Source organism: Rhodanobacter thiooxydans, assembly GCF_021545845.1.
Classification (GTDB): Bacteria; Pseudomonadota; Gammaproteobacteria; order Xanthomonadales; family Rhodanobacteraceae; genus Rhodanobacter.
Window position 1 is genome coordinate 1,041,443 of record NZ_CP088923.1, and the last position, 26,498, is coordinate 1,067,940.

At 68.6% G+C, this 26,498-nt stretch carries 22 protein-coding genes; 11 read left to right on the top strand and 11 right to left on the bottom strand.

Going from position 1 to position 26,498, the window contains the following annotated elements:
• Positions 1–401: 401 nt before the first annotated feature.
• From cysD to LRK53_RS04510, 6 genes are all read left to right on the top strand, one after another.
• Positions 402–1,319 carry a sulfate adenylyltransferase subunit CysD gene (cysD, locus tag LRK53_RS04485; RefSeq protein ID WP_235642528.1) on the top strand — a complete coding sequence of 306 codons (918 nt, stop codon included), beginning with the start codon at positions 402–404 and terminating at the stop codon, positions 1,317–1,319.
• The gene (gene cysC, locus LRK53_RS04490) at positions 1,319–3,211 is read left to right on the top strand and encodes an adenylyl-sulfate kinase (RefSeq protein ID WP_027492810.1); all 1,893 of its coding nucleotides are present in this window, start codon (positions 1,319–1,321) and stop codon (positions 3,209–3,211) included. Before cysD ends, cysC begins: the two co-directional genes overlap by 1 nt.
• 88 nt (positions 3,212–3,299) lie before the next feature.
• Positions 3,300–4,400, top strand: coding sequence for a glycine cleavage system aminomethyltransferase GcvT (gcvT, locus tag LRK53_RS04495; protein ID WP_027492811.1), 1,101 nt, complete (start codon positions 3,300–3,302; stop codon positions 4,398–4,400).
• Between the two features lie 91 nt (positions 4,401–4,491).
• Entirely contained in the window at positions 4,492–4,887 is a 396-nt protein-coding gene (gene gcvH, locus LRK53_RS04500; protein WP_027492812.1) for a glycine cleavage system protein GcvH, read from the top strand.
• A 609-nt stretch (positions 4,888–5,496) separates the two neighbouring features.
• Positions 5,497–6,030 (top strand): met regulon transcriptional regulator MetJ, encoded by a 534-nt coding sequence (gene metJ / locus LRK53_RS19345; RefSeq protein ID WP_027492813.1) that lies wholly within the window; start codon positions 5,497–5,499, stop codon positions 6,028–6,030.
• A 327-nt stretch (positions 6,031–6,357) separates the two neighbouring features.
• The gene (locus tag LRK53_RS04510) at positions 6,358–7,386 is read left to right on the top strand and encodes an energy transducer TonB (RefSeq protein ID WP_235642529.1); all 1,029 of its coding nucleotides are present in this window, start codon (positions 6,358–6,360) and stop codon (positions 7,384–7,386) included.
• A gap of 72 nt (positions 7,387–7,458) precedes the next feature.
• Here the strand turns inward: LRK53_RS04510 and LRK53_RS04515 are convergent, their stop codons facing one another.
• A complete protein-coding gene (locus tag LRK53_RS04515) occupies positions 7,459–8,778 on the bottom strand; it encodes a serine hydrolase domain-containing protein (protein WP_027492815.1) in 1,320 nt (439 codons plus the stop codon).
• A gap of 57 nt (positions 8,779–8,835) precedes the next feature.
• On the opposite strand from LRK53_RS04515, the gene LRK53_RS04520 reads away from it, so the two are divergent.
• Together LRK53_RS04520 and LRK53_RS04525 are read left to right on the top strand one after the other, a co-directional pair.
• Positions 8,836–9,423 (top strand): LemA family protein, encoded by a 588-nt coding sequence (locus LRK53_RS04520; protein WP_027492816.1) that lies wholly within the window; start codon positions 8,836–8,838, stop codon positions 9,421–9,423.
• 44 nt (positions 9,424–9,467) lie between these two features.
• Positions 9,468–11,351, top strand: a complete 1,884-nt coding sequence (locus LRK53_RS04525; RefSeq protein WP_027492817.1) for a M48 family metallopeptidase — start codon at positions 9,468–9,470, stop codon at positions 11,349–11,351.
• Between the two features lie 112 nt (positions 11,352–11,463).
• On the opposite strand, the gene LRK53_RS04530 is transcribed toward LRK53_RS04525, so the two are convergent.
• A complete protein-coding gene (locus LRK53_RS04530; protein ID WP_027492818.1) occupies positions 11,464–13,062 on the bottom strand; it encodes a GMC family oxidoreductase in 1,599 nt (532 codons plus the stop codon).
• A 144-nt stretch (positions 13,063–13,206) separates the two neighbouring features.
• Between LRK53_RS04530 and LRK53_RS04535 the strand changes: the two genes are divergently transcribed.
• A complete protein-coding gene (locus LRK53_RS04535) occupies positions 13,207–14,439 on the top strand; it encodes an NTP/NDP exchange transporter (RefSeq protein ID WP_037089748.1) in 1,233 nt (410 codons plus the stop codon).
• 54 nt (positions 14,440–14,493) lie between these two features.
• On the opposite strand, the gene LRK53_RS04540 is transcribed toward LRK53_RS04535, so the two are convergent.
• The 3 genes from LRK53_RS04540 to mtgA form a co-directional block, all read right to left on the bottom strand.
• Positions 14,494–14,922 carry a CBS domain-containing protein gene (locus LRK53_RS04540; RefSeq protein WP_027492820.1) on the bottom strand — a complete coding sequence of 143 codons (429 nt, stop codon included), beginning with the start codon at positions 14,920–14,922 and terminating at the stop codon, positions 14,494–14,496.
• 95 nt (positions 14,923–15,017) lie between these two features.
• Positions 15,018–15,956 carry a glycosyltransferase family 2 protein gene (locus tag LRK53_RS04545; protein ID WP_027492821.1) on the bottom strand — a complete coding sequence of 313 codons (939 nt, stop codon included), beginning with the start codon at positions 15,954–15,956 and terminating at the stop codon, positions 15,018–15,020.
• 62 nt (positions 15,957–16,018) lie between these two features.
• Positions 16,019–16,759: a monofunctional biosynthetic peptidoglycan transglycosylase gene (gene mtgA / locus LRK53_RS04550; RefSeq protein ID WP_027492822.1), complete on the bottom strand. Its 741-nt coding sequence runs from the start codon at positions 16,757–16,759 to the stop codon at positions 16,019–16,021.
• A 108-nt stretch (positions 16,760–16,867) separates the two neighbouring features.
• On the opposite strand from mtgA, the gene hslO reads away from it, so the two are divergent.
• Positions 16,868–17,767: an Hsp33 family molecular chaperone HslO gene (gene hslO / locus LRK53_RS04555; protein WP_027492823.1), complete on the top strand. Its 900-nt coding sequence runs from the start codon at positions 16,868–16,870 to the stop codon at positions 17,765–17,767.
• Positions 17,768–17,785: 18 nt separating this feature from the next.
• Here the strand turns inward: hslO and LRK53_RS04560 are convergent, their stop codons facing one another.
• The gene (locus LRK53_RS04560) at positions 17,786–20,686 is read right to left on the bottom strand and encodes a bifunctional diguanylate cyclase/phosphodiesterase (protein ID WP_235642530.1); all 2,901 of its coding nucleotides are present in this window, start codon (positions 20,684–20,686) and stop codon (positions 17,786–17,788) included.
• 237 nt (positions 20,687–20,923) lie between these two features.
• Here LRK53_RS04560 and LRK53_RS04565 point away from each other — a divergent pair, with 237 nt between their 5' ends.
• Complete coding sequence (locus LRK53_RS04565; protein WP_027492824.1) at positions 20,924–21,832, top strand: hypothetical protein; 909 nt, start codon at positions 20,924–20,926, stop codon at positions 21,830–21,832.
• 74 nt (positions 21,833–21,906) lie between these two features.
• On the opposite strand, the gene LRK53_RS04570 is transcribed toward LRK53_RS04565, so the two are convergent.
• From LRK53_RS04570 to LRK53_RS04590, 5 genes are all read right to left on the bottom strand, one after another.
• Positions 21,907–22,809 (bottom strand): DUF4097 family beta strand repeat-containing protein, encoded by a 903-nt coding sequence (locus tag LRK53_RS04570; protein WP_008437139.1) that lies wholly within the window; start codon positions 22,807–22,809, stop codon positions 21,907–21,909.
• A gap of 17 nt (positions 22,810–22,826) precedes the next feature.
• Entirely contained in the window at positions 22,827–23,285 is a 459-nt protein-coding gene (locus tag LRK53_RS04575; protein ID WP_027492825.1) for a hypothetical protein, read from the bottom strand.
• Positions 23,282–23,827 carry an RNA polymerase sigma factor gene (locus LRK53_RS04580; protein ID WP_008439617.1) on the bottom strand — a complete coding sequence of 182 codons (546 nt, stop codon included), beginning with the start codon at positions 23,825–23,827 and terminating at the stop codon, positions 23,282–23,284. Before LRK53_RS04580 ends, LRK53_RS04575 begins: the two co-directional genes overlap by 4 nt.
• 130 nt (positions 23,828–23,957) lie before the next feature.
• A complete protein-coding gene (locus LRK53_RS04585) occupies positions 23,958–25,742 on the bottom strand; it encodes a phosphoenolpyruvate carboxykinase (GTP) (protein WP_027492826.1) in 1,785 nt (594 codons plus the stop codon).
• A gap of 127 nt (positions 25,743–25,869) precedes the next feature.
• Positions 25,870–26,448 (bottom strand): TetR/AcrR family transcriptional regulator, encoded by a 579-nt coding sequence (locus LRK53_RS04590; protein ID WP_008439619.1) that lies wholly within the window; start codon positions 26,446–26,448, stop codon positions 25,870–25,872.
• Positions 26,449–26,498: the final 50 nt, after the last annotated feature.

The window sequence follows — 26,498 nt, forward strand, 5'->3', positions numbered from 1 at the left end:
GCCGCGCAACGGGACGTCCGTAGAGGAAACCTCCAACGTCCGTCATTCCAGCGCAAGCTGGACCAGTGCGAAGCACGCAGAACGTCCGAAGGACGGCCCCGAAGGGGCGAGTGCAGCGAGTCATCCAGTGCACTGGATGCTCATGGGTTTTGGAGACGCTGGATGACCGGCGTTCGCCGTTGAAAGGCTCCTCCGGCTTATGCCGGGATGACGAACAAGAAACCGGTTGTTTGATGCTCTCGAGAGGCGGGCTCGCCCGTGATTTCGTTGAAAAGCATATGCCCTGTACGTGCCCCACGGCGCGCCGAGGTTATTTCGGAACCCCGCCGGCGATCGCGTAACATGCTTCGATGACCGGCGCGCGATGGCGCGTCCGCGCAAGACCAGCTTGGGTTCCACGCATGAGCACAGACAACGCGCCGACGCATTCGCATCTGGACGAACTGGAGGCGGAAAGCATCCACATCTTCCGCGAGGTGGCGGCCAGCTTCCGCCACCCGGTTATGCTGTATTCGATCGGCAAGGATTCCTCGGTGCTGCTGCACCTGCTGCGCAAGGCCTTCTACCCGGCGAAGCCGCCGCTGCCGCTGCTGCACGTGGACACCACCTGGAAATTCCGCGAGATGATCGCGTTCCGCGACCAGGTGGCCGCGGCCGGCGACGTGCAGGTGCTGGTGCACATCAACGAAGAAGGCGTGCGCCAGGGCATCTCGCCGCTCACCCACGGCGCCACCGTGCACACCGACGTGATGAAGACCCAGGCACTGAAGCAGGCGCTGGACCGGTACGGCTTCGACGCGGCGATCGGCGGCGCCCGCCGCGACGAAGAGAAGTCGCGCGCGAAGGAACGTGTGTTCTCCTTCCGCAACGGGCAGCACCGCTGGGACCCGAAGCGCCAGCGCCCGGAATTCTGGCATACGTACAACACGCAGATCCGCAAGGGCGAGAGCGTGCGGGTGTTCCCGCTGTCCAACTGGACCGAGATGGACGTGTGGCTCTACATCCGCCGCGAGGGCATCCCGGTGGTGCCGCTGTACTTCGCCAGACCGCGCCCGGTGGTGGCGCGCGACGGCGCCCTGATCATGGCCGACGACGAGCGCCTCACGCTGCGCGCGGGCGAAGCGGTGCAAATGCGCGAAGTGCGCTTCCGCACGCTCGGCTGCTACCCGCTCACCGGCGCGGTGGAATCGTCCGCCGACACGCTGGACAAGATCATCGCCGAGATGGCCGACTCTCGCAGCTCCGAGCGGCAGGGCCGGGTGATCGACCAGGACCCCGACGCCTCGATGGAGCGCAAGAAGCTGGAGGGCTACTTCTGATGGCCGCGCCGACTGCTTCCGCCATCACGCCTGCAGGCGCCGAGAAGAGCCTGCTGCGCTTCATCACCTGCGGCAGCGTGGACGACGGCAAGAGCACCCTGCTCGGGCGTCTGCTGTACGACGCCGGCACGGTGCCGGACGACCAGCTCGCCGCGCTGGCGCGCGACAGCCGCCGGCTGCATGCCGATGCAGGCGACACGCTGGACTTCGCCCTGCTCACCGACGGGCTGGACGCGGAGCGCGAGCAGGGCATCACGATCGACGTCGCCTACCGCTACTTCCACACCGCGCGGCGCAGCTTCATCGTGGCCGACTGCCCCGGCCACGAGCAGTACACCCGCAACATGGCCACCGGCGCCTCCAACGCCGAGCTGGCGGTGGTGCTGGTGGACGCGCGCAAGGGCCTGCTGCCGCAGACCCGTCGACATACATATATATGTGCGCTGCTGGGCATCCGCCAGGTGGTGCTGGCGGTGAACAAGATGGACCTGGTCGATGGCGACGAGGCCGTCTACCGCGAGATCAGCGAAGCCTACCGGGCGCTGGCGCAGGGGCTGGGCATCGCCCGCGTGGAATGCCTGCCGGTGATCGCGCCGGGCGGCGACAACGTGGGCACGCGTTCCGCGCGCATGCCCTGGTACCAGGGCCCCAGCCTGCTGGAGCTGCTGGAATCGGCCGATGCGGCACCGGCCCGGGCAGCGGATTTCCGCATGCCGGTGCAGTGGGTGAACCGGCCCGACCAGTCGTTTCGCGGCTACGCCGGCACGATCTGCGGCGGCCGCGTGGCGAAGGGCGACGAGGTGGTGGTGCAGCCCGGCCTGCAGCGGGCACGCATCGAGCGCATCGTCACCGCCGACGGCGAACTGGAGAGCGCGGGCGACGGCCAGGCGGTGACGTTGTGCCTGGACCGCGAGCTGGACGCCAGCCGCGGCGACGTGATCGCCGACGCGCTGCGCCCCGCGCCGGTGGCCGACCAGTTCACCTGCCACTTGCTGTGGCTGGGCGACAGTGCGCTGCTGCCCAATCGCGCCTACTGGCTGAAGCTCGGCACGCGCACGGTCAACGCGCGGGTGATGGCGATCAAGCACAAGGTGGACGTCAACAGCCAGGCCCGGCTGGCCGCGCGCAACCTGGAACTCAACGAGGTCGGCTACTGCACGCTCGGCCTGGACGAGGAGGTCGCGTTCGAGGCCTACGCGGACAACCGCACGCTTGGCGGCTTCATCCTGATCGACCGCCAGAGCAACGCCACGGTGGCCTGCGGCATGCTCGACTTCGCGCTCGGCCGCTCGGCCAACGTGCACTGGCAGCATGTCGACATCGACAAGTCCGTGCGTGCCGCCAGCAAGGGGCAGCAGCCGCTGTGCCTGTGGTTCACCGGCCTGTCCGGCGCCGGCAAGTCCACCGTCGCCAACCTGGTCGAGCGCCGCCTGCATGCGCTGGGCTGCCACACCTACCTGCTCGACGGCGACAACGTGCGCCACGGCATCAACCGCGACCTGGGCTTCACTCCGGAGGATCGCGTGGAGAACATCCGCCGCATCGCCGAGGTGGCGCACCTGATGGTGGACGCCGGGCTGATCGTGCTGGTCAGCGTGATCTCGCCGTACCGCAGCGAGCGGCAGTCGGCGCGCGAGCTGTTCGCGGCCTCGGAATTCATGGAGGTGTTCGTCGACACGCCGCTGGAGGAATGCGAGCGGCGCGATCCCAAGGGGCTGTACCGCAAGGCCCGTGCCGGCGCGATCCGCAACTTCACCGGCATCGACGCGCCGTACGAGCGCCCCGAGGCGCCGGACATCCACCTGGCGGGCGCGGGGCGGCGGCCGGAGGAACTGGCCGAACAGGTGGTGGCGCGGATCGCGGCCACGCTGGACGGCGGCGCGGAAGACTGACGCGCCGCGGCCAACGGCCGCGCACCGCTTGGATTGCCCGGGGCCGGCGGCGATAATGCGGGACTTCCTCCCGCCAGGCGACCCCGCGATGACCGAGAAAACCGTACTCAACGCCACCCACCGCGCGCTCGGGGCGCGCATGGTCGATTTCGGCGGCTGGGACATGCCGATCAACTACGGCTCGCAGATCGAGGAACATCACGCGGTGCGCCGCGACGCCGGCATGTTCGACGTCTCGCACATGACCGTGATCGACCTGCATGGCGCGCGCACGAAGGACTTTCTGCGCCATCTGCTGGCCAACAGCGTGGACAAGCTCAAGGCGCACGGCAAGGCGCTGTACTCGTGCATGCTGAACGAGCAGGGCGGGGTGATCGACGATCTGATCGTGTACTTCCTCGGCGACGAGTTCTACCGGCTGGTGGTGAACGCCGCCACCCGCGCCAAGGATCTGGCCTGGATCGAGCAGCAGGCGAAGGCGTTCGACGTGCAGGTGAAGGAGCGTCCCGAGTTCGCCATGATCGCGGTACAGGGTCCGCACGCGCGCGCGAAGGTGCTTGGCGTGCTGCACGAGATGGATCGCCCGCGCATCGAGAAGCTGGGCAAGTTCGCCGCCGCCGCCGCGCAGGGCCCGCATGGCATGCCGCTGTTCGTGGCGCGTACCGGCTATACCGGCGAGGACGGTTTCGAGATCATCGTGCCGGCCGAGCATGCCGTGGCGCTGTGGGAGGCGCTGGCCGCCGTCGGCGTGAAGCCGGCCGGCCTCGGCGCGCGCGACACGCTGCGGCTGGAAGCCGGCATGAATCTCTACGGCCAGGACATGGACGAGACGGTTTCGCCGTGGGAAGCCAACCTCGGCTGGACCATCGCGCTGGACGAGGGCCGCGATTTCATCGGCCGCAAGGTGCTGGAGGCGCAGAAGGCCGCCGGCGTGAAGCGCGTGATGGTTGGCCTGGTGCTGGACGAGAAGGGCGTGCTGCGCCACGGCCAGAAGGTGCTCACCGCCAACGGCGAGGGCGAAATCCTCTCCGGCAGCTTCGCACCGACCCTCGACAAGGCGGTGGCGTTCGCGCGCATCCCCGTCGGCGAGCCGGGCGCCATCCGCGTGGACATCCGCGGCCGCGAAGTGCCGGTGCGCCTGGTGAAATACCCGTTCGTGCGCGACGGCAAGCCCTGCGAAGGGATCTGAGCGACATCGCGCCGCAGTACATTCTTCCCCGGCGGATATCGCTAGAATCACCGCCGGCAACCCGACCCAACCCAACGACTGGACCCCGATCATGAGCGAGATTCCCGGCGATCTGAAATTCCTCAAGTCCCACGAGTGGGCCCGCGCCGAAGACGACGGCCTGGTCCGGGTGGGTATCTCCGACCACGCGCAGGACCAGCTCGGCGACCTGGTCTACGTCGAGCTGCCGGAAGTCGGCTCCGCCGTGAAAGCGGGGAGCGGCGCCGCCGTGGTGGAATCGGTGAAGGCCGCCTCGGACATCTACTCGCCGGTGTCCGGCGAGGTCGTCGCGGTCAACGAGCTGCTCAACGACAAGCCCGAGACCATCAACGAGGACGCCTTCGGCGAAGGCTGGATCTTCCTGGTGCGCCCGAGCGACCGCGTCGAACTCGACGAGCTGCTCGACGCCAACGACTACGCGGAACTGGTCGAGAACGAAGACCACTGAAGTCGCGCGCGAGCATGCCCGACCCTGCCGGCCGCCCAGTGCGGCCGGTGTCGTTTTGTCGCAGTGATCCGTGCCCGCGTGGTGCGCGCGGCAGGCGTTGCGCAAGCGCATCTCGTCGACGCGGTGGTGCCAGCGATGACTTCGCGCGATCGTCTTGCGCGAGGTCGCCGCCGCCGATGTCACGCCTTCCGTTCGCGTCGCCCGAGCCCGGACGGGGCGATCGCGAAAAATATTTTTCGCCTGGCCGGGACGCGGACCGGACCGCTTCCGGTCGTGTTCCGTTCATCTGCAGGCAGCTTGTCGGCGACCCGGAAAGTGCTTCGTGCTGAAGGCTTCGTGTAGCGGCCGTTTCAATGGCCACTGCGGGGATTGGCCTTGAAATCGTTGTGTACCAACGGTTTAGGGAGTAAGGCCGATTTATTGAAGAAAATACTATGGACGTCCAGACGTCTATTTGATTAATCCGCATGATACCCCGCAAGCCTTGGTGCGGAAGGCCTCGGGCCGATTTGGAATGGTTGGAAAAGGGTTGATTTGATGATTGAAATCAATTGACAGCCGAAATCTTCGGGGATAGCTTTCGCAACAGATCACAGGGAATGGGTTTTCATGGCGACAACGAAGTACATCAAGCCGTATGTCGAGCACGGTGAAAAGGCCAACGCAGTACGCAAGATCACCGTCTCGATTCCGCTGCACGTGCTGCGGCGGCTTTCTGATTTGCGCACCCACCGCCAAGTGAACAATCTTCGGCACGCCACCAACAGCGATTTGTTGGTCGAGGCGTTCCTGCACGCTTTTACTGGGCAACCACTGCCAACTGATGAGGAGCTGAGACGAACCATGGCCACTGCCAAGAAATCCGCTGTAAAGAAACCGGCCGCCAAGAAGGCCGCCGCCAAGAAACCCGCCGTGAAGAAGGCCGCCGCCAAGAAGCCGGTTGCCAAGAAGCCGGCCGCCAAGAAGGCTGCCGCCAGGAAGTCGGCCAAGAAGGCCACCGCCAAGAAGCCGGCGGCCGCCAAGAAAGCCGCGGTGAAGAAGGTTGCGAAGAAGGCTGCGCCGAAGAAGGCCGCCGCCAAGAAAGCTGCACCGGCCAAGGTGGTGAAGGCCACCAAGACCGCGAAGACCAAAGCGAAGAAGTAAGGCGACACGCGACACCCCACAATAAGATTAGCCATCGACTTCTCTCCCCGCGGTGCCCAGCGCGGGGAGAGCACTTCGAGAAGCCTTCGTCCCGGCCTGGCCGGGACGCTTCGTTTCAGGGGCGGGAAAATCCTCGTCTGATGCGCCCGGTCACGCTCGCCTGCACCGGGTTTCCGGCCGTTGCCGTGACAGCGCGCATGATTTGCCGTGCTGCGCCGTTGGAGTTACCTTCTGCATATCCGCGCCGCGGTGAATCCGGGGGATTCGCCGCTCCTGGATGGACAGGGGGAAAAAGCGCGGGTATCTGTCGATACTCAGTGAGAGACCATGGATACCCGATACATACTCGATACGCGCCGGCGTGCGCGTGGGGCCGTTCGGCCGCTGGTCATTGCCATCATCGCCATTTTTGTCCTGCTCGCCGTGGGCGCGTGGTTCCTGATCATCAAGCCGCATCAGGACCTGATCATGGCCGACGCGGGCGGCCATCCGTCCACGCCGGTTTCCACCGCGACGCAGGCGGCGCCGCCGCCGGCCAACGTGGCGGCGATGGATCTCAACCAGCTGCTGGCCGAGGCGCGTACCGCCATGAACGAGCAGCGCTACCTGGCGCCGACCGGCAACAACGCCTTCGAGTTCTACCTGCGCGTGCTGGAAAAGGACCCCGGCAACAAGGTGGCTTCCGATGCGTTGCGCGAGACGTTCCCGTTCGCGGCCAACTCGACCGAGCAGGCGATCAACTCGCGTGACCTCGGCGAGGCGCAGCGGCAGATCGAGCTGCTGGCGAAGGCCGATCCGGCCAACTTCACCCTGACCATCCTGCGCTCCAAGCTGGATGCCCAGCGCAAGACGCAGGACAAGCAGCAGCAGCTCGCCGTCGGTCAGGAGAAGACCGCGCAGTTGGCCGCCCAGAAGGCCGCCGCGGAGAAGCAGGCGGCAGAGCAGCTGGCCGAGCAGCAGAAGGCCCAGCTGGCCGCACAGCAGAAGACGGAACAGTCGCGCGCGGCGCAGCAGTCCGGTTCGGCACCGGCGGCGACCGGCGGCAACGCCACCGCGGCGGCGGACAGCGGCAGCAATGCGGCTGGCGGGACCACGGCGGCGGTGCTGGTGAAGGGCGCACCCGCGCGCTACCCCACGGCCGCGATGCGTGCCCGCCAGGAAGGCTGGGTGGTGGTGTCGTTCACGGTCGATCCCGACGGCACGACCAGCGACGTGAAGGTGGTCGAGTCGCAGCCGCGGCATGTCTTCGACCGTGCCGCGGTCGACGCGGTGGAGCGTTACCGCTTCAATCCGGCGATGAAGGACGGCGTGGCGGTTTCCAGCGTCAAGCAGCAGCGGATCGAGTTCAAGCTCTGATCGTGGCGTAAGCGCGGCAAGCCGGGCGGCGCATGTTTCGCATGCGCCGCCTTTTTCTTTGGGCAAGGCTGCTCAGCGCTGCCGCGGCATGCGGCGATGCGTGCGTGGTTTGGTCCTGGCCTTTGCCTTTGCGCGCGGTTGCACTGCCGGTTTGGCGGCGCTGTCGAGATTGGCCCAGTCGACATGCGGCAGGCCCAGCAGGTCGTCGAACACCATCGGCATCAGTCCGCTTGGCATGGGGCCGGTGGAGTTCCACAGGGTGACCACGCCGGTGCGGTACTTCGGGAAGAAGCCGATCATGGTGCGGTAGCCGGCGACGGCGCCGGCGTGGTAGATCAGCGTTTCGCCGCCGTATTCGTACACCCGCCAGCCGAGCCCGTAGTACGCGCCGCTCAGCCGCTCGCGGCGCCAGGGCGTGGCATGCAGTTCGCTGGGAGTGGCGACGCCGGGCTTGTGCAGCGTGTCCAGCAGCGCGGTGGGCAGCACGTCCGGGCGGCCGCCCATCTGCGCGATCAGCCACTTTTCCATGTCGCGCAGGCTGGCGTTGACGCCGGCCGCCGGCGCAACCCGGTAGTAGGTCTCGTTCGGATCGAACGGCACCCAGCCCCGGCTGGTGGCGCGGTGCGGACGCGCCCAGCTCTTGCTCGATTCCAGCGCGGCGCGACCGTAGCTGGCCGTGGTCATGCCCAGCGGATAGAAGATGCGCTTGTCGACCTGGCGATAGAAGAAGTCGCCGGTGCGCGCGAGCACCACGTCGCCGATCATGCTGAAGGCGACGTTCTGGTAGCCGTAGCACTGGCCCACGCCGCAGACCATGCTGACCTCGTCCAGCTTGCGCACCAGCTCTTCGTACGAAGTGTCGCCTTCGAGCATGTTGTCGTAGGTGTTGCGCGGCAGGCCCAGCCGCTGCCCCAGGATGTCGCCGACGGTGGCCTGCGAGGCGGCCTGCATGTCCTTCAGCTTGAAGTACGGCAGCACGTCGACCAGCTTGGTGTCCCAGTCCAGCTTGCCGTCGTCGACCAGCAGGCCGGCAATGGCGGTGGCGAACGCCTTGGACAGCGAGGCGAGGCGAAACACGGTGTCCGGCTTGATCGGCTGCTTGGTGGCGGCATCGGCATAGCCGACGGTGCCTTCGAACACCACCTTGTCGTCGATCACCACCGCCGTGGCCAGGCCGGCCACGGCATCGCGCTGGGCGAGGCGATCCAGCCAGTGCTGGTAGTCCGCGAGAGTCTGCTTGACGCGCGCCGCGGGCAGCTTCTGCGGCGCATTGTCGACGCTGGTCGACAGCGCGGCGGATGCCGGCGGGGCGAGCGATGCGGCGGCGGGCAGCGGCGTGCAAGCCAGCCCCAGCGCACCGGCGATCAGCAGGAAGATGTTCTGAAACTGCATGGTATTCTGGCGTGGTTCCGGCGCGGGGGATGCGCCTTGGGAAAGGGGAGCGTGATGATGGGCCTGATCATTTTTCTGATAGTCATCATTCTGATTGTCTTGTACTTCGTGGCGATCTACAACGGACTGGTCACTTCGCGCAACGGCTACAAGAACGCGTTTGCGCAGATCGACGTGCAGCTCAGCCGGCGCCACGACCTGATTCCGAACCTGGTGGAGACCGCCAAAGGCTACCTGGCGCACGAGCGCGGCACGCTCGAGGCGGTGGTGCAGGCGCGCAACGCGGCGGTCAGCGGGCTGGCCGGTGCGAAGGCCAACCCGGGCGACCCGGCCGCGATGCAGCAGCTGGCCAGCAGCGAAAATGCCCTGACCCAGACCCTGGGGCATTTGTTTGCGCTGCAGGAAGCGTACCCCGACCTGAAGGCGAACCAGACCATGATGCAGCTCTCCGAAGAGCTGACCTCCACGGAAAACCGGGTGGCATTCGCGCGCCAGGCCTATAACGATGCGGTGCTGACCTACAACAACCGGCGCGAGGTCTTTCCCGCCGCGCTGGTGGCGAACGGCTTAGGCTTCGCCGCCGCCGAACCGCTGGCGATCGACAACCCGGCCGTGCGCGACGCGCCGAAGGTTTCCTTCGGCTGATCGCGGCGTCGCGGCGCGCGCCGCGGCGCACTCCGGGAGCTTGCATGGATTTCTTTGCGCAACAGGCGCGCGTACGCAGCAGCAGCCGGCGGCTGGTGCTGCTGTTCGCACTGGCCGTGGCGGCGATCGTGGCGGCGATCGACGCGGCGGTGTGGCTTGCCTTTGGCCGCTATCCGGCCGACGGCGAGCCGGCGGCGTCGAACCTGCCGCTGCTGTTGGTCAGCAGCGCCGCGGTGGTCGTCGGGATCGGGTTGGGTTCGCTGTTCCGCAGCATGAGCCTGTCCGGCGGCGGCAAGGCCGTGGCCGGAAGCGTCGGCGCGGTGGCGGTGCCGCCGGACACCGGCGACCCGCAGCTGCGCCGGCTGCGCAACGTGATCGAGGAAGTCGCGATCGCCTCCGGCGTGCCGGTGCCGGACATCTACCTGATGGCCGACGAAGCAGGCATCAACGCGTTCGCCGCCGGCTACTCCAGCTCCGACGCGGCGGTGTGCGTGACCCGGGGCTGCCTGGACAAGCTCAGCCGCGACGAGTTGCAGGGCGTGCTCGCGCACGAGTTCAGCCACGTGTTGAACGGCGACATGCGGCTCAACATCCGCCTGATGGGCCTGCTGTTCGGCATCCTGGTGCTGGCGGTGGCGGGGCGCAGGCTGCTGCAGTTCGGCGGCCGCGGCAGTCGTCGCGGCGGCAGCCAGGTGCTGCTGATCGGTGTGGCGCTGATGGTGGTCGGCTACATCGGCTATTTCTTCGCGCGCTTGATCCAGGCCGCGGTGGCGCGTTCGCGCGAAGCGTTGGCGGATGCCTCGGCGGTGCAGTTCACCCGCCAGACCGACGGTCTCGCCGGCGCGCTGAAGAAGATCGCGATCGACGTCGAGGGCTCCGCCTTGCAGGTGGCGAACCGGCAGGAGGTGGCGCACATGCTGTTCGGCGAAGCCGGGCGGTTCAACGCGTTGTTCGCCACTCATCCGCCCCTGCTCGAGCGCATCCGCGCATTGGAGCCTGGCTTCAACGAGGCTGACCTGACCCGCATGGCGGCAGGAATGCCGCGCGAAGCGGCGTCGCCACCGCCTGTGCGGGCGAACGCCGCGGCCGCCTCCTCCGGCATGCCGGGCTTGCCGTTGCCACCGATACCGACGGGCGTGCTGGCCGGCGGCGTTGCCGCGGCTGCGCCAGCGTTCCAGCGTGCCGCGGCCGTGCAGCAGGCGATACCGCCGAGCCTGAGCGTAGCCGTGCAGCAGCCCGAGTCCGCACTGACGGTGATGCTGGCGCTGGCGCTGTCATTGGAGGCAGAGCTGCAGCCGGCGCAGCGCCGGATCGTCGCCGATGCCTTTGGCGACGACGTGCAGCGCGCCGTGCAGGCGCAGGCTTCCACCCTGGCCGCATTGACGCCGGTTGCGCGTCTGCCGCTGGTCTCGCTGGCGTTTCCTGCACTCAGGCAACTGCCTGACGGACGCCAGCAGACTTTGCTGCGCGCTCTCGACGACCTGGTCAAGGTGGACGGCCGGGTCGACATCAACGAGTACTGCCTGGCGCGGCTGCTGCGCATTCAGCTGAGCGAGGCGCGCGCGCCGCGCCGCGCGCCGGTCGATGGCGTGAAAAAGCTCCCGGCTGTGCGCGACAGCGTGGTCCTGGTGTGCACCATCGTCGCCGCGGCCGGTTGCTCGGACGAGGCCGGCGCAAGGCGCGCATGGCTGTTCGCGATGCAGCAGGCGTTCCCCGGCGAGGCCATCGAGTGGACGCCGCCGCCGGCGGCCTGGCAGGCGCCGTTCGAGCGCGCGCTGGACGATCTGGACGGCCTGAGCCCGATGGCCAAGGAACGGGTGATCCAGGCCTTGCTGCGCGCGATCCGCGCCGACGGCCAGGTCAGCGTGGAGGAGGTGGAACTGCTGCGGGTGATCTGCGCCAGCCTGCATTCCCCGCTGCCTTTGTAGGAGCGCGCCTTGTCCACAAGGGACTTCCTTTGGTCGCGCGCGATGCTCTTGGTCACGTGACGGAAAGCATCGCGCACAGAGCCTGCCCCGGACTCGATCCGGGGGTGCGCTCCTACAGGGTTCGTCCTTCGTCGAGGATCAACGCGCTCGCGCGTTCGGCGATCATGATCGTGGGTGCGTTGGTGTTGCCGGTCGGCAGGCTCGGCATGATCGAGGCATCCACCACGCGCAAGCCGGTCACGCCGCGCACGCGCAGCTCGCTGTCGACAACCGCGCGCCCGTCGCGGCCCATGCGGCAGGTGCCGACCGGGTGGTAGATGGTTTCCGCCTTGCGCCGGATGAAGTCGGCGTACTCGGCATCGCTGGTGATGCGCCGCTCGGGGAACACCGGCGCGCCGCGGTACGGCGCGAACGCGGCCTGGTCGAGGATCTCGCGCGACAGCCGTGCGGCCTCGATCATCAGCTTCAGGTCGTGGCCTTCCGGATCGCTCAGGTAACCGGCGTGGATCGCGATCGGTTGCGCCGGGTCGGCCGAGTGCAGGCGCAGCCGGCCGCGGCTGCGCGGATGCAGGTAGCAGGCGTGCAGGGTGTAGCCGTAGCCGGGCAGGCGATGGCGGCCGTGGTCGTCGAGCAGCGCGGGCACGAAATGGAACTGCAGGTCGCAGCGCGCGTCCGCGGCGTGGCGGCTGCGCACGAAGCCGCCGGCCTCGGCCACGTTGGAGCTGCCCGGTCCGTCGCGGTGGCGCAGCCAGCGCCAGCCGGCAGCCAGCTCGTTGAGGTGGTCGTAGCTGACCCGGTTCGGGTTGCCGTCGAGCGTGCAGACGTCCAGGTGATCCTGCAGGTTGGCGCCGACCTCGGGCAGGTCGGCGAGCACGGCGATGCCGTGCTTGCGCAGGTGGTCGGCCGGGCCGATGCCGGACAACATCAGCAGCTGCGGCGAATTGATCGCGCCGCCGGCGAGGATCACCTCGCCCGCCTCGATCCGCTCGGCGCCGTGCTGGCCGCGGCGCAGCTGCACGCCGATCGCGCGGCCGTGCTCGAGCAGTACGCGCTCGACCAGCGCGTGCGTGCGCACGTGCAGGTTTGCGCGCCGGCGCGCCGGCTTCAGGAAGGCGGTGGCGCTGGAGCAGCGGGCGCCGTCGCGCTGGGTCACCTGGTACAGCCCGAAGCCGGCTTGCGGTTCGCCGTTGAAGTCGTCGTTGCGCGCGAACCCGGCGCTCGCGGCCGCGTCGAGCAACGCTTCCGACAGCACGTTGTGGTGGCGCAGATCGGCGACGCCCAGTGGGCCGCCGACGCCGTGCAGCGCGCTGGGGCCGCGGCTGTTGTCCTCGCTGCGCAGGAACCACGGCAGTACCTCGCGCCACGACCAGCGCGGGTCGCCGCTGGCCTCGGCCCAGCCGTCGTAGTCGGCCGCCACGCCGCGCACGTAGCACATCGCATTGATCGAGCTGGAACCGCCGAGCGTCCTGCCGCGCGGCCACCACAGGCGGCGCTGGCCGAGCGTCGGCTCCGGTTCGGTGCGGTAGTTCCAGTTGAGCGCGCGGTTGGTGGCCAGCCGCGCGATGCCGGCGGGCAGGTGGATCAGCGGGTTCCAGTCGGCGGGGCCGGCTTCCAGCAGCAGCACGCGCTTGCCCGGGTCGGTACTTAGCCGGTTGGCCAGCACGCAGCCGGCCGAGCCGGCGCCGACGATGATGTAGTCGAAGTTTTTCAAGACGTCCCCGCTTGGCTGGCTCGATGTGGCCGCGTGCTAGGCTTGCCGCGCCCCACGCCGGATGCCCCCGTGAGTTTGCCCCGTTCATCGCCAGTGGAACAAGCCGCTGCGCCGGCGCTGTCCGCGCTGGCGTTCTTCTTCGTGATGACCTCGTACTACATCATCCGGCCGGTCCGGGACCAGCTGAGCGGGGCGGTCGGTTCGCAGTCGCTGCCGCTGTTCTACGGCGCGGTGTTCGTGGTGATGCTGCTGCTGACGCCGCTGTTCGGCATGCTGGTGGCGCGTTTCCGGCGCCGGCCGCTGCTGGCCTGGAGCTACGGCTTCTTCATCGTCTGTCTGCTCGCGTTCGTGCCCGCATTCATGGCGCAGGAGCGCATCGGCGCGCGCGAGCTGGGTGTGCTGTTCTTCGTCTGGGTCAGCGTGTTCAACCTGTTCGTGGTGTCGCTGTTCTGGAGCTTCATGGCGGACATCTTCTCCAGCGGGCAGGCGCGGCGAGTGTTCTCGCTGATTGCGCTCGGCGGCATGGGCGGGGCGTTGTTCGGGCCGCTGGTGACCAAGCTGCTGGTGCGGACGATCGGGGTGGCGCCGCTGCTGCTGGTCTCGGCGCTGGCATTGTCGCTGTCGCTGGCCTTGTTGCTGCGGCTTTCGACGAACCATGAACGCCAACCGGGCGGTCATGGTGATGAGGCCATCGGCGGTTCGTTGTGGGCCGGCATCAGGGAGCTGTGGTCGCGTCCGTTCCTGCGCTACATGGCCCTGCTGATGCTGTTCGGCGACGGCATCGGCACGCTGGCCTATGCGCTGGTGGCCGATTATGCCAAGGCGCACTTTGCCGACGCAGTGTCGCGCACGGCGTTCTACAACGACCTCGACCTGGCCACCAACCTGCTCGGTGCGGTGTTGCAATTGAGCGTGACGCCGTGGCTGCTGGTGCGTTGCGGCGCGGGCTGGGGATTGGTCGTCCCATCGCTGGTGAATCTGGCCTTGCTGGCCGGGGTGGCGCTGATCGGTGGCGGGAGTTTTGCGTTCTTCGGCTACAGCGTGCCGCTGCTGGCTGTGATGCAGGTGATCACGCGCGGCTTCGCCTACGGCATGACCAAGCCGGCGGTGGACGCGCTGTACACGCGGGTGCCGCGCGAGACGCGTTACAAGGGCAAGAACTTCGTGGAGACCGCGGTGTGGCGCTTCGGCGACCTGGTGGTGACCAGCGCGGTGAGCGGCCTGCGCCTGCTGGGCTGGGGCGTGGCCGGCCTGGCCCTGGCCGGTACCGGCGTCGCTGCGCTGGCGACCGTGGTGGCGCGGCGTGCCGGCTGGTCGCCGGATCTGACGCCGGACGACCGTGCGCCAGCGGACAAGGATACGCAAGCACCGGTTTGAGCCGATGCTTCCCCGAATCCCGAATCCCGAATCCCGAATCCCGAATCCCGAATCTCAGCTCGTGATGTAACGCTGCAGGTGCTCGATCTGCTCGGCCTGCGCGTCGATCACCGCCTTGACCAGATCGCCGATCGAGATCACCCCGACCACCTTGCCGCCCTGCACCACCGGCAGGTGGCGGATGCGGCTGTCGGTGCACAGGCGCATGCAGTCGAACACGTCGGTGTCCGGACTCACGGTCAGCGGGGTGCCGCTCATGATGTCGGACACGGCGGTCCGCGACGAGGAGCGGCCCTGCAGGATCACCTTGCGCGCGTAGTCGCGTTCGGACATCACGCCGACCAGCTGCTCGCCGCGCATCACCAGCAGCGCGCCGATCCGATGCTCGGCCATGTGCTTGATCGCATCGAGTACCGGCGCTTCCGGCGCGATGCTGTAGACCGCGTTGCCCTTGCCCTGCAGCAGATGCTTGACCTGGCTCATGCTGGACTCTCCCATCGGCCCGGACGGGCCGCCCGCAATGAGTCTAGCGCCGCGGCCGGGCTGGCGTGTAGCGAAGTTGTGAAGCCCTGCCGGGTTCAGCGCGGCGTGCGTGGCGGGCGTCGTTCCTCGATGAAATACAGCGGCCGCTGCTTGCTCTCGGCGTAGTTGCGGCCGAGGTATTCGCCGATCACGCCGAGCGCCAGCAACTGCACCCCGCCGAGGAACAGGACCACCAGGATCAGGGTGGGGTAGCCGCGCACCGGGTCGCCGTAGAGCAGGGCCTTGAGCAGCACGAAGGCGCCGTAGGCGAAGGACACCCCGGCCGCGGCCAGCCCGACCCAGGTGGCCAGCCGCAGCGGCGCGGTGGAGAACGAGGTGATTCCCTCGATCGCCAGCTGGCCCAGCCGCCAGTAGTTCCACTTGGTGGTGCCGGCCTGGCGCGGTTCGCGCTGGTAGTGCACGGCGGTCTGCCGGTAGCCGATCCAGCTGAACAGGCCTTTCATGAAGCGCTGCCGTTCGCGCAACTGCTGCAGCGCGTCCAGCGCCCGGCGCGAGAGCAGGCGGAAGTCGCCGGTGTCGCGCGGGATCGCGGTCTCGGACAGGCGCTCCATGCTGCGGTAGAACGCCGCCGCGGTGAGGCGCTTGAAACCGCTCTCGCCTTCGCGCGCGCTGCGCGTGGCGTAGACCACGTCGTAGCCGGCCTGCCATTGCTCGACCAGGGCGGGAATCAGTTCGGGCGGGTCCTGCAGGTCGGCATCGATCACCACCGCGGCATCGGCGAGTACGGCGTCGAGTCCGGCGGTCAGCGCCGCCTCCTTGCCGAAGTTACGCGACAGCTTCAGCGCACCGGTGCGCGGATCGGCGGCGACCAGCGACTCGATGATCGACCAGGTGTCGTCGTGGCTGCCGTCGTCGACGTAGAGCACGTCACACGCCAGCGGCAGGCCGTCCAGCACCTTGCACAGGCGCTCGTGGAACGACCGCAGCACGGCCGATTCGTTGTAGGCGGGAACGACGACGGTGAGCTGCGGCATGGGTGGAACCTGCGAAAGTCGGCGTCATGCTAACCAACTGGCTGCGGCGAGGCGAGCCGCGCTCAATGCGGCGGATGCAGCGGCGCGCGGCCCTCGACATAGCCGGGGCCGCCGAGCCGGACCATCTGCTGCTGGATCCAGCCGGCGCGGCGCTGCAGGTAGGCGCTGGGGCGGTCGGCGTGCAGCCGACGTGGGCTCGGCAGCACCGCGGCGAGGCGGGCGGCCTGGGCCGGGCCGAGCTGGGCCGGCGCAACGTGGAAGTACGCCTCGCTGGCCGCGCCCACGCCGTAGACGCCGTCGCCCAGCTCGGCGATGTTCATGTACACCTCGAGGATGCGCTGCTTCGGCCAGCTCAGTTCGATCAGCACGGTGAAGTACGCCTCCAGCCCCTTGCGCACGAAGCTGCGGCCGTTCCACAGGAACAGGTTCTTGGCGGTCTGCTGGCTGATCGTGCTGGCGCCGCGCAGGCGCCCGCCGTCATCGGCCGCGTCGAGCGCGTCCTGGATGGAATGGAGGTCGAAGCCGTGGTGGTAGGGGAATTTCTGGTCCTCGCCGGCCACCATCGCCAGCGGCACCCAGCCCGACACCTGGCTCCACGGCACCCAGTGCTGGCGCAGCCGGAAGTCGTGCTCGCCGTGGATCCACGCGCCGAGCTGGCGCTCCAGCATCACCGCCGAGGTCCACGGCGGCACGAAGCGCAGCACCAGCACCACCAGCCAGCTCAGCGCCAGCCAGGCCAGCAGCGCGATCGCCAGCAGGCGCAGCAGGCGTGTCAGCGGGGCGCGGCGGAACGGAACAGGCATGGCGGTACGCGCGGAAGGAGGCAGGCAGTATAGGGGCCCGCCGCCGGGACGTTGTCCGGACGCCGCGGTGCCCCCATCTGTGGCGCTTGACCCGAAGAGAGTTTTGCCGTGGACGAACTGCCTGTGGATGACGTGTTGCACCGCTTCCTGCTCGAGCGCGCCGGAGTGCGCGGCACCCTGGTGCGGCTGGGGCCGGCCTGGCGCGAAGTGGCCGGCCGCGCAGACTACCCGCCGGCGCTGCACGCCCTGCTGGGCGAGGCGCTGGCGGCCAGCGCGCTGCTGACCGGCGGCATCAAGCTCGACGGCGCGTTGTCGATCGAATTGAAGAGCGCCGGCGCGTTGCGCCTGCTGTTCGCCGAATGCAGCGACCAGGGCCGCCTGCGCGGGCTGGCGCGCTGGAACGAGCCGCTGCCCGCGCCGCTGGCGCTGGATGCGCTGGCTGACGCGATCATGGCCATCACCATCGGCAACGTCGATCGTGGCCAGCGCTACCAGGGCCTGGTGGATCTGCGCCACGCCGACCTGGCCGCTTCGCTGGAAGACTACTTCACCAAGTCCGAGCAGTTGCCGGCGCGCATCCTGCTGGCCGCCGATGGCGAGCGCGCGGTCGGCCTGATGCTGCAGAAGATGCCGGGCGAGGGTGGCCATGCCGTCGTGCAGGACGACGATGCCTGGAACCGCGTGGTGCACCTGACCGCCACGCTGGGCGCGGAGGAACTGCTGGCCAGTGCGCCGGAGCAGTTGCTGTACCGGCTCTACCACGAGGAATCGGTGCGCCTGTTCGAGCCGCGCCCGCTGGCGTTCGGCTGCAGCTGCAGCCGCGAGCGGGTCACCGCGATGCTGCGCTCGCTCGGTCGCGACGAGGTGGAGGCGGCGCTGGCCGCGCGCGACGGGGAGATCGAGGTGGTCTGCGAGTTCTGCGCGCAGCGCTACCACTTCGACCGCATCGATGCCGAGCACCTGCTGAGCGAAGGTGCGGCTCCCGGCGCACCGGGTACGGCGCAGTAAGGCGCGCGGATTCCCCGTTCAGTTGAGCAGCAGCGGCCTGCCGGCACCGAGCCAGGTGGCGGCAGGCTGCGCCTCGGCGAACAGGAAGCCCTGGCCGTAGCGGCAGCCCACGCGCAGCAGCGCCTGTCGCTGCGATTCGTCCTCGATGCCTTCGGCGATCACCTTCATCTGCAGCGAATCGGCCAGCACCTGGATTGCGCGCACCAGCGCCAGGCCCTGCGTTTCGGTGTCGTCCGGCGGCAGTTCGGTGATGAACGAGCGGTCGATCTTCAGCGTCTCGAACGGGTACTGGTGCAGGTAGCTGAGCGAGGAATAGCCGGTGCCGAAATCGTCCAGCGCGATGCCGACGCCGTGGCTGCGCAGGTTCTGCAGCATCTGCTTGACCTGGGTCGGGTTCTCCAGCAGCGCGTGCTCGGTGACCTCGATGCGGATGCAGCGCGTGGGCACGGCGTACTGTTCGAACAGCGCGAGCAGCCGCTGGTCGAGGTCGGCCGAGCGGAAATGCCGACCGGACACGTTGATGCTGATGAAGCCGTCCGTGCCGATCAGCCGCACCGCCTGGGTGCACACCTGCTCGAAGATCTGCCAGTCGATCGCCTCGGCGCAGCCGCATTCCTCCGCGATCAGCAGGAAGTCGTGCGGCGGCAGCAGACCGCGCTCGGGATGGTGCCAGCGCAGCAGCGCCTCGTAGCCGGTGACGCGGCCATCGGCCAGTTCCACGATCGGCTGGTAGAACGGCTCGAACTCGTTGCGGCTGAGCGCGTGGCGCAGGTCGCTCTCCATGTCCAGCAGCGACAGCGCCTCGCGGCGCAGGCGGTCGTCGAACATGGCCGCGCGATGGCGGCCGCCGTCCTTCGCGTTGTACATCGCCGCGTCGGCGTCGCGCAGCAGTTCCTCCGGCTGGCGGTAATGCGGGCGGGCCAGCGCGATGCCGATCGAGGCGGAGGTGAAGATCTCCTTGGTGCCGAGCCGGAACGGCGTCTGCAGCTCGCTGATGATGCGTTCGGCGATCAGCGTGGCCTTGTCGGTTTCGACGATGCCTTCCAGCAGCACCGCGAACTCGTCGCCGCCGAGCCGCGCGACCACGTCGCGGGTCTTCAGGCAGGCGCGGATGCGGCCGCCGACCTGGAACAGCAGGTCGTCGCCGACCAGATGGCCGACCGAATCGTTGATGACCTTGAAGCGGTCCAGGTCGATGAACAGCACGGCGAACTGCTCGTCGGGGTTGTCAGCATAGCGCCGCATGGCCTGTTCCAGCCGTTGCAGCAGCAGGGTGCGGTTCGGCAGGCCGGTCAGCGAGTCGTGCAGGGTCTCGTACTTCAGCCGACGCTCGACGCGCTCGCGCTCGGCGATCTGTTCGCGCAGGTCGCGGTTGGCCAGCGCCAGCGCGCGGGTGCGCTCGGTGACGCGGCGTTCCAGCCCGGCATAGGCGTGTTTCAGCGACGCGGCGGCCTGCTTGCGCTGCAGCGCGTTGGCGATGTGGTAGCTGACGAAGGTCAGCAGTTCCTGGTCGCGCTCGTTGTAGGTGTGCTCGGGCGAGTAGCTCTGCAGCGCCAGCACGCCCATCGCCTTGCCGCCCCAGATCAGCGGCACGCCGAGCCAGCACACCGAGCGCGCGCCGAAATGGCTGATCTCGCCCTGCGCGCTGAGGCGGTCGATCTCCGCCGGCGTGGCCAGCAGCGGCTTGGCATGGCGCAGCACGTATTCGGTGGCGCCACGACCGTGCGCGCGCGACGGGCGCACGTTCTCGACATCGTCGACCGAGTAGGGAAAGGTGAGGTGGCCGCTCTCCTCGTCCAGCAGCGCGATGTAGAAGTTGCGCGCGTACAGCAGGCCGCTGATGACCTGATGCATGGCCGCGTAGAACTTGTCCAGGCTGTCCGAGGTGTTGGACAGCTCGGCGATGCGGAACAGCGCCGCCTGCAGGCGCTCGCCGCGCTGGCGCTGCAGCACCTGTTGGCGCAACACGCGGTTCGCCTCGCGCAGCGCGGCGGTGCGGTCGGTCACCCGGCGACCCAGTTCGAGGTGCGCCTCGCGCCGCTCCAGCGCGGTCTGCACGTGCTGGGCCACATAGTTCAGCAGCTCCAGGTCGTGCCGGGAATAGTGCGTATCGGCGCGGTAACTCTGCATCACGATGCCGCCGACGACGCGGCCGGCGCGCAGCAGCGGCGCGCCCAGCCAGTGCTCGCAGCTGGGACCGAGCGGCACCAGCCGGTTGCTGAATTGCTGGCGCAACTCGTCGATCGAACCCATCAGCGGCCTGCCTTCCTGCAGCAGGTTCCAGGTCAGGCTGTGCAGCATGTCCTGCAGCGGCACGCTCTGCTCCGGCGGCGGCGGATCGGTGTCCTTGATGTCGACGTAGTAGGGGAAGCGCACCGTCTCGGTGACCGCGTCGTAGAGCACGATGTAGAAGTTTTCCGCGTACATCAGGCTGCTGACGATGGCGTGCAGCGAGCGTATCATCTCGGGCATGTCGTGTTCGGCGCCGGCCTGCTCGGCGATCGCGTACAGCGCGCGCTGCAGTCGCTCGGCCTGTGCCAGCCGCGAGATGGCCTCGTACAGGCGGCTGGTCTCGGCCAGTTGGTGCAGGCGGACGTCGGCGAGCCGGCCCAGCCAGTCCAGGCGCTCGCGCAGGGGTTCGGGCAGCGGCAGGTCGGCCCATTCCAGCACCAGGCTGCGCGGGCCTTGCGGATCTTCGGCCAGCACCAGCTGCCCGGCCAGATGACCGGGCTGCTCATCCATGCGCCGCCAGCGCAGGCGACCGTGGATGCCGAGGTTGTCCAGCATCAGCTCGCACACTTCCATGACGCCGGCGGCGTCGGAAGCCTCGAACAATCTTTCGACCGCCGCATGCAGGGCCGCAAGATCCTTGGCCACCGGCGGCGGCTGGGATGAACGGATCGTCGGTGTGGCGCTCATGGGGCTGCGACTGGTTCCGGTGCGATCTGGCGGGTTGACGCGTCTTTATATCGTGTAAGTCTGCCCCCTCGCCAGTTTCCTGCCGGGGTGGGAACCCGTGACGGGCCCGGGGGTCGAAGCTGTGCCGGGTGCCCGCATTTGTGCGTTGGCGCGGGTTTTCAGGGTGTTAGCAAAACGTAAAGCAGGGTATACTGCGCGCCAAGTATCCACCATCGAACGAGTCTTCGGTCCGTCCCCATGCGTCGCCTGTCCGTCCTGCTGCTGACCCTCTCGCTGCCGCTTGCGGCGGCCGGGCAGTCCGTGGGCGGCGACAACAGCCTGGCGCAGCGTCTGCTGACGCAACCGCCGGAGCAGACGGCCGAGGTCGAGCCGGGTGTCGTGGTGCCGCTTTGGCGCGGCGCCGATGGCCGGCTGCTGGCGATCAAGGCGGATCGCAGCACCGGTGCCGAAGCGCTGCGCAAGAATGCGCCGCTGACGCTGCGGGTGGTGGACGCCTCCACGGTGATGACCACCGGCGTCGAATACGGCCTGGGCCCGCGGCTGCAGGCGCACGCGGCGGTGAGCGAGCAGACCTGGACGAACCCGGGTCTGCGCGTGTTCGGCAGTGAAGTGGGTGCCACCTATGACGCCGGCAGCTACAGCGTGGGCGTCAGCGTCGGCAGTACCACCACGCCGAACAGGAACGCGTTGCCGCGCGTGTTGCCGGGCGCCGCGCCGGGCGTGGATGGCCTGTCCAGTTTCGAGAGCAGCGCCCAGCTCAATGCGCACGGTCGACTGGCCCTGGGCAGCAAGAGCGGCATCGACCTTGGCGCCAGCGTGGGCCGCGTCCACCTGCTGCCGGGCAACCTGCTCGGCGTCGACACGCTGGACCAGAAGGCGCTGAGCTTTGGCGTCGACCATGGCCCGCTGAGCGGCGTGGTGACCGGCCGCACGATGCAGCCGCAGGCGGGCATCCCCGGTGGCCTGAACGCCGACCGGCGCTGGAACAGCATCGACCTGGGCGTGACCTGGCGCCTGCCGTGGCGCGGCTCGCTGAGCGTCGGCGCGCAGAACCTGTGGTCGTCCGGCACCTCGACCAATACGCCGGCCGGCCCGGAACCGGATCAGTCGCGCACGCCGTACGTGCAGTACCACCAGGATCTCTGAGCGGTTTTCTTCCGCCGGTCCCATGAGGAAAAACGCCGTCGCCATGCGACGGCGTTTTTCGTTCGCGCGTGCGTTCAGTCCCGCTTGCGCACGCGCAGGTCGCCGCTGAACGTCTCGATGTTGATCTTGCCGGCAGCGTCGCCGAGACGGACGTCCAGCGAGCTGCCGGGGCCGTGCTCGGGTTTCTTCGGCGTGCCGAAATCGCTGCGCAGGTCGCCGCTGAAGCTGCTGGCATGCAGGCTGGCCGAAGTCGTCGCAGGCAGCTGGAGCTGCACGTCGCCACTCATGCTGTCGATGCCGATGCTGCCGCCGGCGGCCACGCCGCCGCTGAGCTGCACGTCGCCGGACACGGTGCTGAGGGTGAGCTTGCGCCACGGCCCGCCACTGGCCTGGATGTGGCCGGAAATGGTCTGCAGCTCGACCTCGGAACCCAGCGCCGGCGCGAGGATCTCGCCGCTGACGGTCTGCAGGTCGGCCTGGTCGGCATGCCCGGCCTGCTCGATGCCGCCGCTGACGCTGTGCACCTTCAGCGAGGGCGTGCGTGCATTGATGCGCGCCTTGCCGCTGACCGTGCTGACCTGGATGCTGCCGCCGTCCATGCCGTCGATGACCAGCGGCGCGCTGACCACGTTGACGTCGAGCGAGGCTGCCCTGGGCACGCGCAGCTCCAGCGTGGTCGGCGCCATCCTGCTGTCGCCGCCCCGGTTGAACCAGCCGGAGCCGCCTTGCGGTTCCACCCGGATCTCCAGGTCGCCGTTGCTGCCGGTGATCGCCAGTGGCTTGGCGCCGTCGCCGAGTCGGCCGCTGACCTCCACTTCGTTGCGGTCCCACGCGGTCACGTTCACCGTGCCGGCGACGTTGCCGATGCCGATGCGGGCGGTCGGGGTGGCGTCGTGGCGCAGCTGGATCGGCGAGTCGGCGAGCGCCTGGCCGATGCACAGGCACAGCAGCAGGGGAAGATAGCGGACGGGTTTCATGGTGGTTCCTGGTGATCTCAGCCGGCCTGATGGGCCAGCTGGCGCAGTTGCGTCTGTTGCTGTTCAGTGCGGCCGAGCAGGCGTTGCAGCGCCGGAGAATCCGGAGCCTGCTGCAGGGCCAGCTGCAGTTCCATGCGGGCGGCATCCAGTTCGATCGCGGCACCGGCGAAACGGGGGTCGGAAGGTTTCCAGTGGACGCTGGCCTGCGTGGGTTCCGCCACAGGCGCGGCCACGGGCTGCTGCCACAGGCGCCAGCCGATGCCGGCGGCGAGCAGCAGCGAGGCGGCGATCCCGGCGCCGGCGAGCAGCCGGCGATGGCGCGGCGCCGGGCGCGGCTCGCGTGGGTGCGGCGCCGCGGGCGCCTGCGTGCGCCCGGCGTCTTCCAGCATGGCGTCGATCGAGGCCCACAGGTCGCGCCGTGGCGTCAGCGGCTGGCGCAGGTCGCGCAGCTGGCGGCGCCATTCGAATTCGTTCATGAGCTTTCTCCCAGGATCTTGCGCAGCAGCGCGCGTGCGCGGTGCAGTTGCGCTTTCGAGGTGCCGATGGCCATGCCCAGCTCGCCGCCGATTTCCTCGTGCCGCCAGCCTTCGATGTCGTGCAGCACCAGCACGGCGCGGGCGCGCGGCGGCAGTCGGGCGATGGCGCGTTCCAGCTCCTCGCGCTCGGCGGCGCAGAACGGGGTCTGGCCGGTATCCGGCAGATGCTCGTCGTCGAGCATGCTGACCGGGTCGGCGCCACGCGCGCGGATGTCCATCAGCGCCACGTTCACCGCGAGCCGGTACAGCCAGGTGCCGAACGCGCTCTCGTGACGGAAGCCCGGCAGCTTCTGCCAGGCGCGGATGAACGCGTCCTGGGTGAGGTCCTCGGCGCGGGCATGGTCGTAGCCGGCGAGCCGGCATACCGCGCCGTGCACGCGGCCCACGTGCAGCCGGTACAGCCGCTGGAAGGCCTGGCGGTCGCCAGCGGCCGCCGCGCGCACGTCATCGCTGTCGTTGGCTCCCGCTGGGGCAGGCGACATGGAGCTTCCAGGGGCGGGGCAGGCGGCGATCATCTTGCCAGCTTGGATGCGCCGTGGCACGAAAGGGTTTGCACGGCGGCCTGCGGGGACCGCGCGCAAGTCGCGACGACCTGCGCGCGGTGCGGTTGGCTCAGGAGGCGGCGGCCTCGCGGCGCGACGGGCCGGCGTCGCTCTCCAATGCCTGCGCCACGCGTTGCTGCTCCCGCCGCAGGCGTTCGGGCAGGCGCGGGGCGAAGCTGGCGAGATAGTCGTCGATGGCGGACAGCTCGGCCTGCCAGCCGGCGTTGTCCACGTCGAGCAGTTCGTCGAGCCGGCTGCGCTCGAGTTTGAGCCCGTCGAGCTGGAGTTCACCCTCGCCGGGCAGGATGCCGATCGGCGTCTCGACGCCCTGCACGCGACCCTCGGCGCGGTCGATCATCCATTGCAGCACGCGCAGGTTGTCGCCGAAGCCCGGCCACAGGAACTTGCCGTCGGCGCCCTTGCGGAACCAGTTGACGTGGAAGATTTTCGGCAGCTTCGCGCCGGGCCGGTCGAACGACAGCCAGTGCGCGAAGTAGTCGCCGTAGTGGTAGCCGCAGAACGGCTTCATCGCCATCGAATCGCGACGCAGCACGCCCACCGCGCCGGTGGCCGCGGCGGTGGTTTCCGAGCCCATCGCGGCGCCCATCAGCACGCCGTGGCTCCAGTCACGCGCTTCCATCACCAGCGGCAGCAGCGAGGGCCGGCGGCCGCCGAACACGATCGCGCTGATCGGCACGCCCTGCGGCGCCTCGGCCTGCGCCGACCAGGTCGGGCACTGCTTCGCGCTGACCGTGAAGCGCGAGTTCGGATGCGCGGCCGGGCCATTGGCCGGGTCGTAGGGTCGGCCCTGCCAGTCGGTGACCGGCGTGCCGGGCAGGCCTTCCCACCACGGCTGGTTGTCGGCGGTGACGGCGACGTTGGTGAAGATGGTGTCGTGCGAGATGCTCCGCATGGCATTGTGGTTGGTGACGTCGCTGGTGCCCGGCGCCACGCCGAAGAAGCCGGCCTCCGGGTTGATCGCGTACAGCCGTCCATCCGGGCCGGGATGCATCCAGCAGATGTCGTCGCCGATCGTCCACACCTTCCAGCCGTCACGCCGGTAGCCTTCCGGCGGGATCAGCATCGACAGGTTGGTCTTGCCGCAGGCGGAAGGGAATGCCGCGGCGATGTAGTGCGTCTCGCCGCGCGGATTCTCGATGCCCACGATCAGCATGTGCTCGGCCAGCCAGCCCTCGCTGCGCGCCTGATTGCTGGCGATGCGCAGCGCATGGCACTTCTTGCCCAGCAGCGCGTTGCCGCCGTAGCCGGAGCCGTAGGACTTGATGCTGAGCTCGGCCGGGAAGTGCATGATCCAGCGCTGCTCGGGGTCGAGCTCGCCGATCGAGTGCAGGCCCTTCACGAACGAACCCTCGCGCTCGATCCTCGCCTGCGCGTCCGCGCCCATGCGGGTCATGATCTTCATGTTGGCGACCACGTACGGGCTGTCGGTGATCTCCACCCCGCAACGCGCCAGCGGCGAGTCGATCGGGCCCATGCAGTACGGGATCACGTACATGGTGCGGCCGGCCATGCAGCCGTCGAACAGCGCGTCGATCTTCGCGTGCGCCTCGGCCGGGGCCATCCAGTGGTTGTTCGGGCCGGCATCTTCCCGATTCGGGTGGCAGACCAGGGTGAGGTGCTCGACGCGGGCCACGTCCTGCGGGTGCGAGCGGTGCAGGTAACAGCCTGGATGGGTCTGCTGGTTCAGTTCGATCAGGGTGCCGTCGGCCAGCATCTGCTGCACCAGAGTCTGGTATTCGGCTTCCGAACCGTCGCACCAGTGGATCCGGTCGGGGCGGGTCAGCGCCGCCACTTCGGCGACCCAACGATCAAGCGCTTCCAGCGTGCTGGCCATCATGTCCTCTAAGGTCTTGTGGAAAAAAAGAGTTGGAACGCTAGTTTGCGCGCACTGGTATTGCAAGGTTTGGCGCAGCAAAAACGGCGCCGGATGGCGCCGTTCGGGGTGTTGCGCGGGGGCCGGTTCAGGCCGGGATCAGGGTCGCGATCATGTGTTCGACATAGGCGTCGAACTCTTCGAGATTGATCCGCGGCAGCCCCAGCGTGAAGTTCAGCTGCAGGAAGCCGACATAGGCGGCGTAGGTCAGCCGCGCGCGGTTGAGCGCCTCGGCCGGCGGCAGGCCGGCTTCACGGTAGGCGGTGGTGAGGAATTCCATACGCCGCTGCGACACGCGGGCCATCACCGGCACCACCTGCGGATGGTCCAATGCTTTCAGCAGCGCCGCGTAGACGCGGTGCGGCTGCAGCTCGTGGGCGACGCGGCGGAACAGCTCGGGCAGGCGCTGGCGCGGGTCGCTGATCTGTTCGATCTGGCCCAGCACCTCGCGCTCGCCGTACTGCTCCCAGCGCTCCAACGCGGCATGCAGCAGTGCTTCGCGGGTGCGGAAGTGCCAGTAGAAGCTGCCCTTGGTCACGCCCAGCTGGCGTGCCAGCGCTTCCACCGCGAGTGCGCCGACGCCGTGCTCGGCGATCAGCTGCAGCGCGGCAAGTTCCCAATCCTCGGCCGACAGCCGGGTACGTTCTGGCTTGCTGCTGACATTCATTTGCGTATGGTAGCGGCAGCCCGCGCATTTTTGTAATGCGGCAAGCCGCT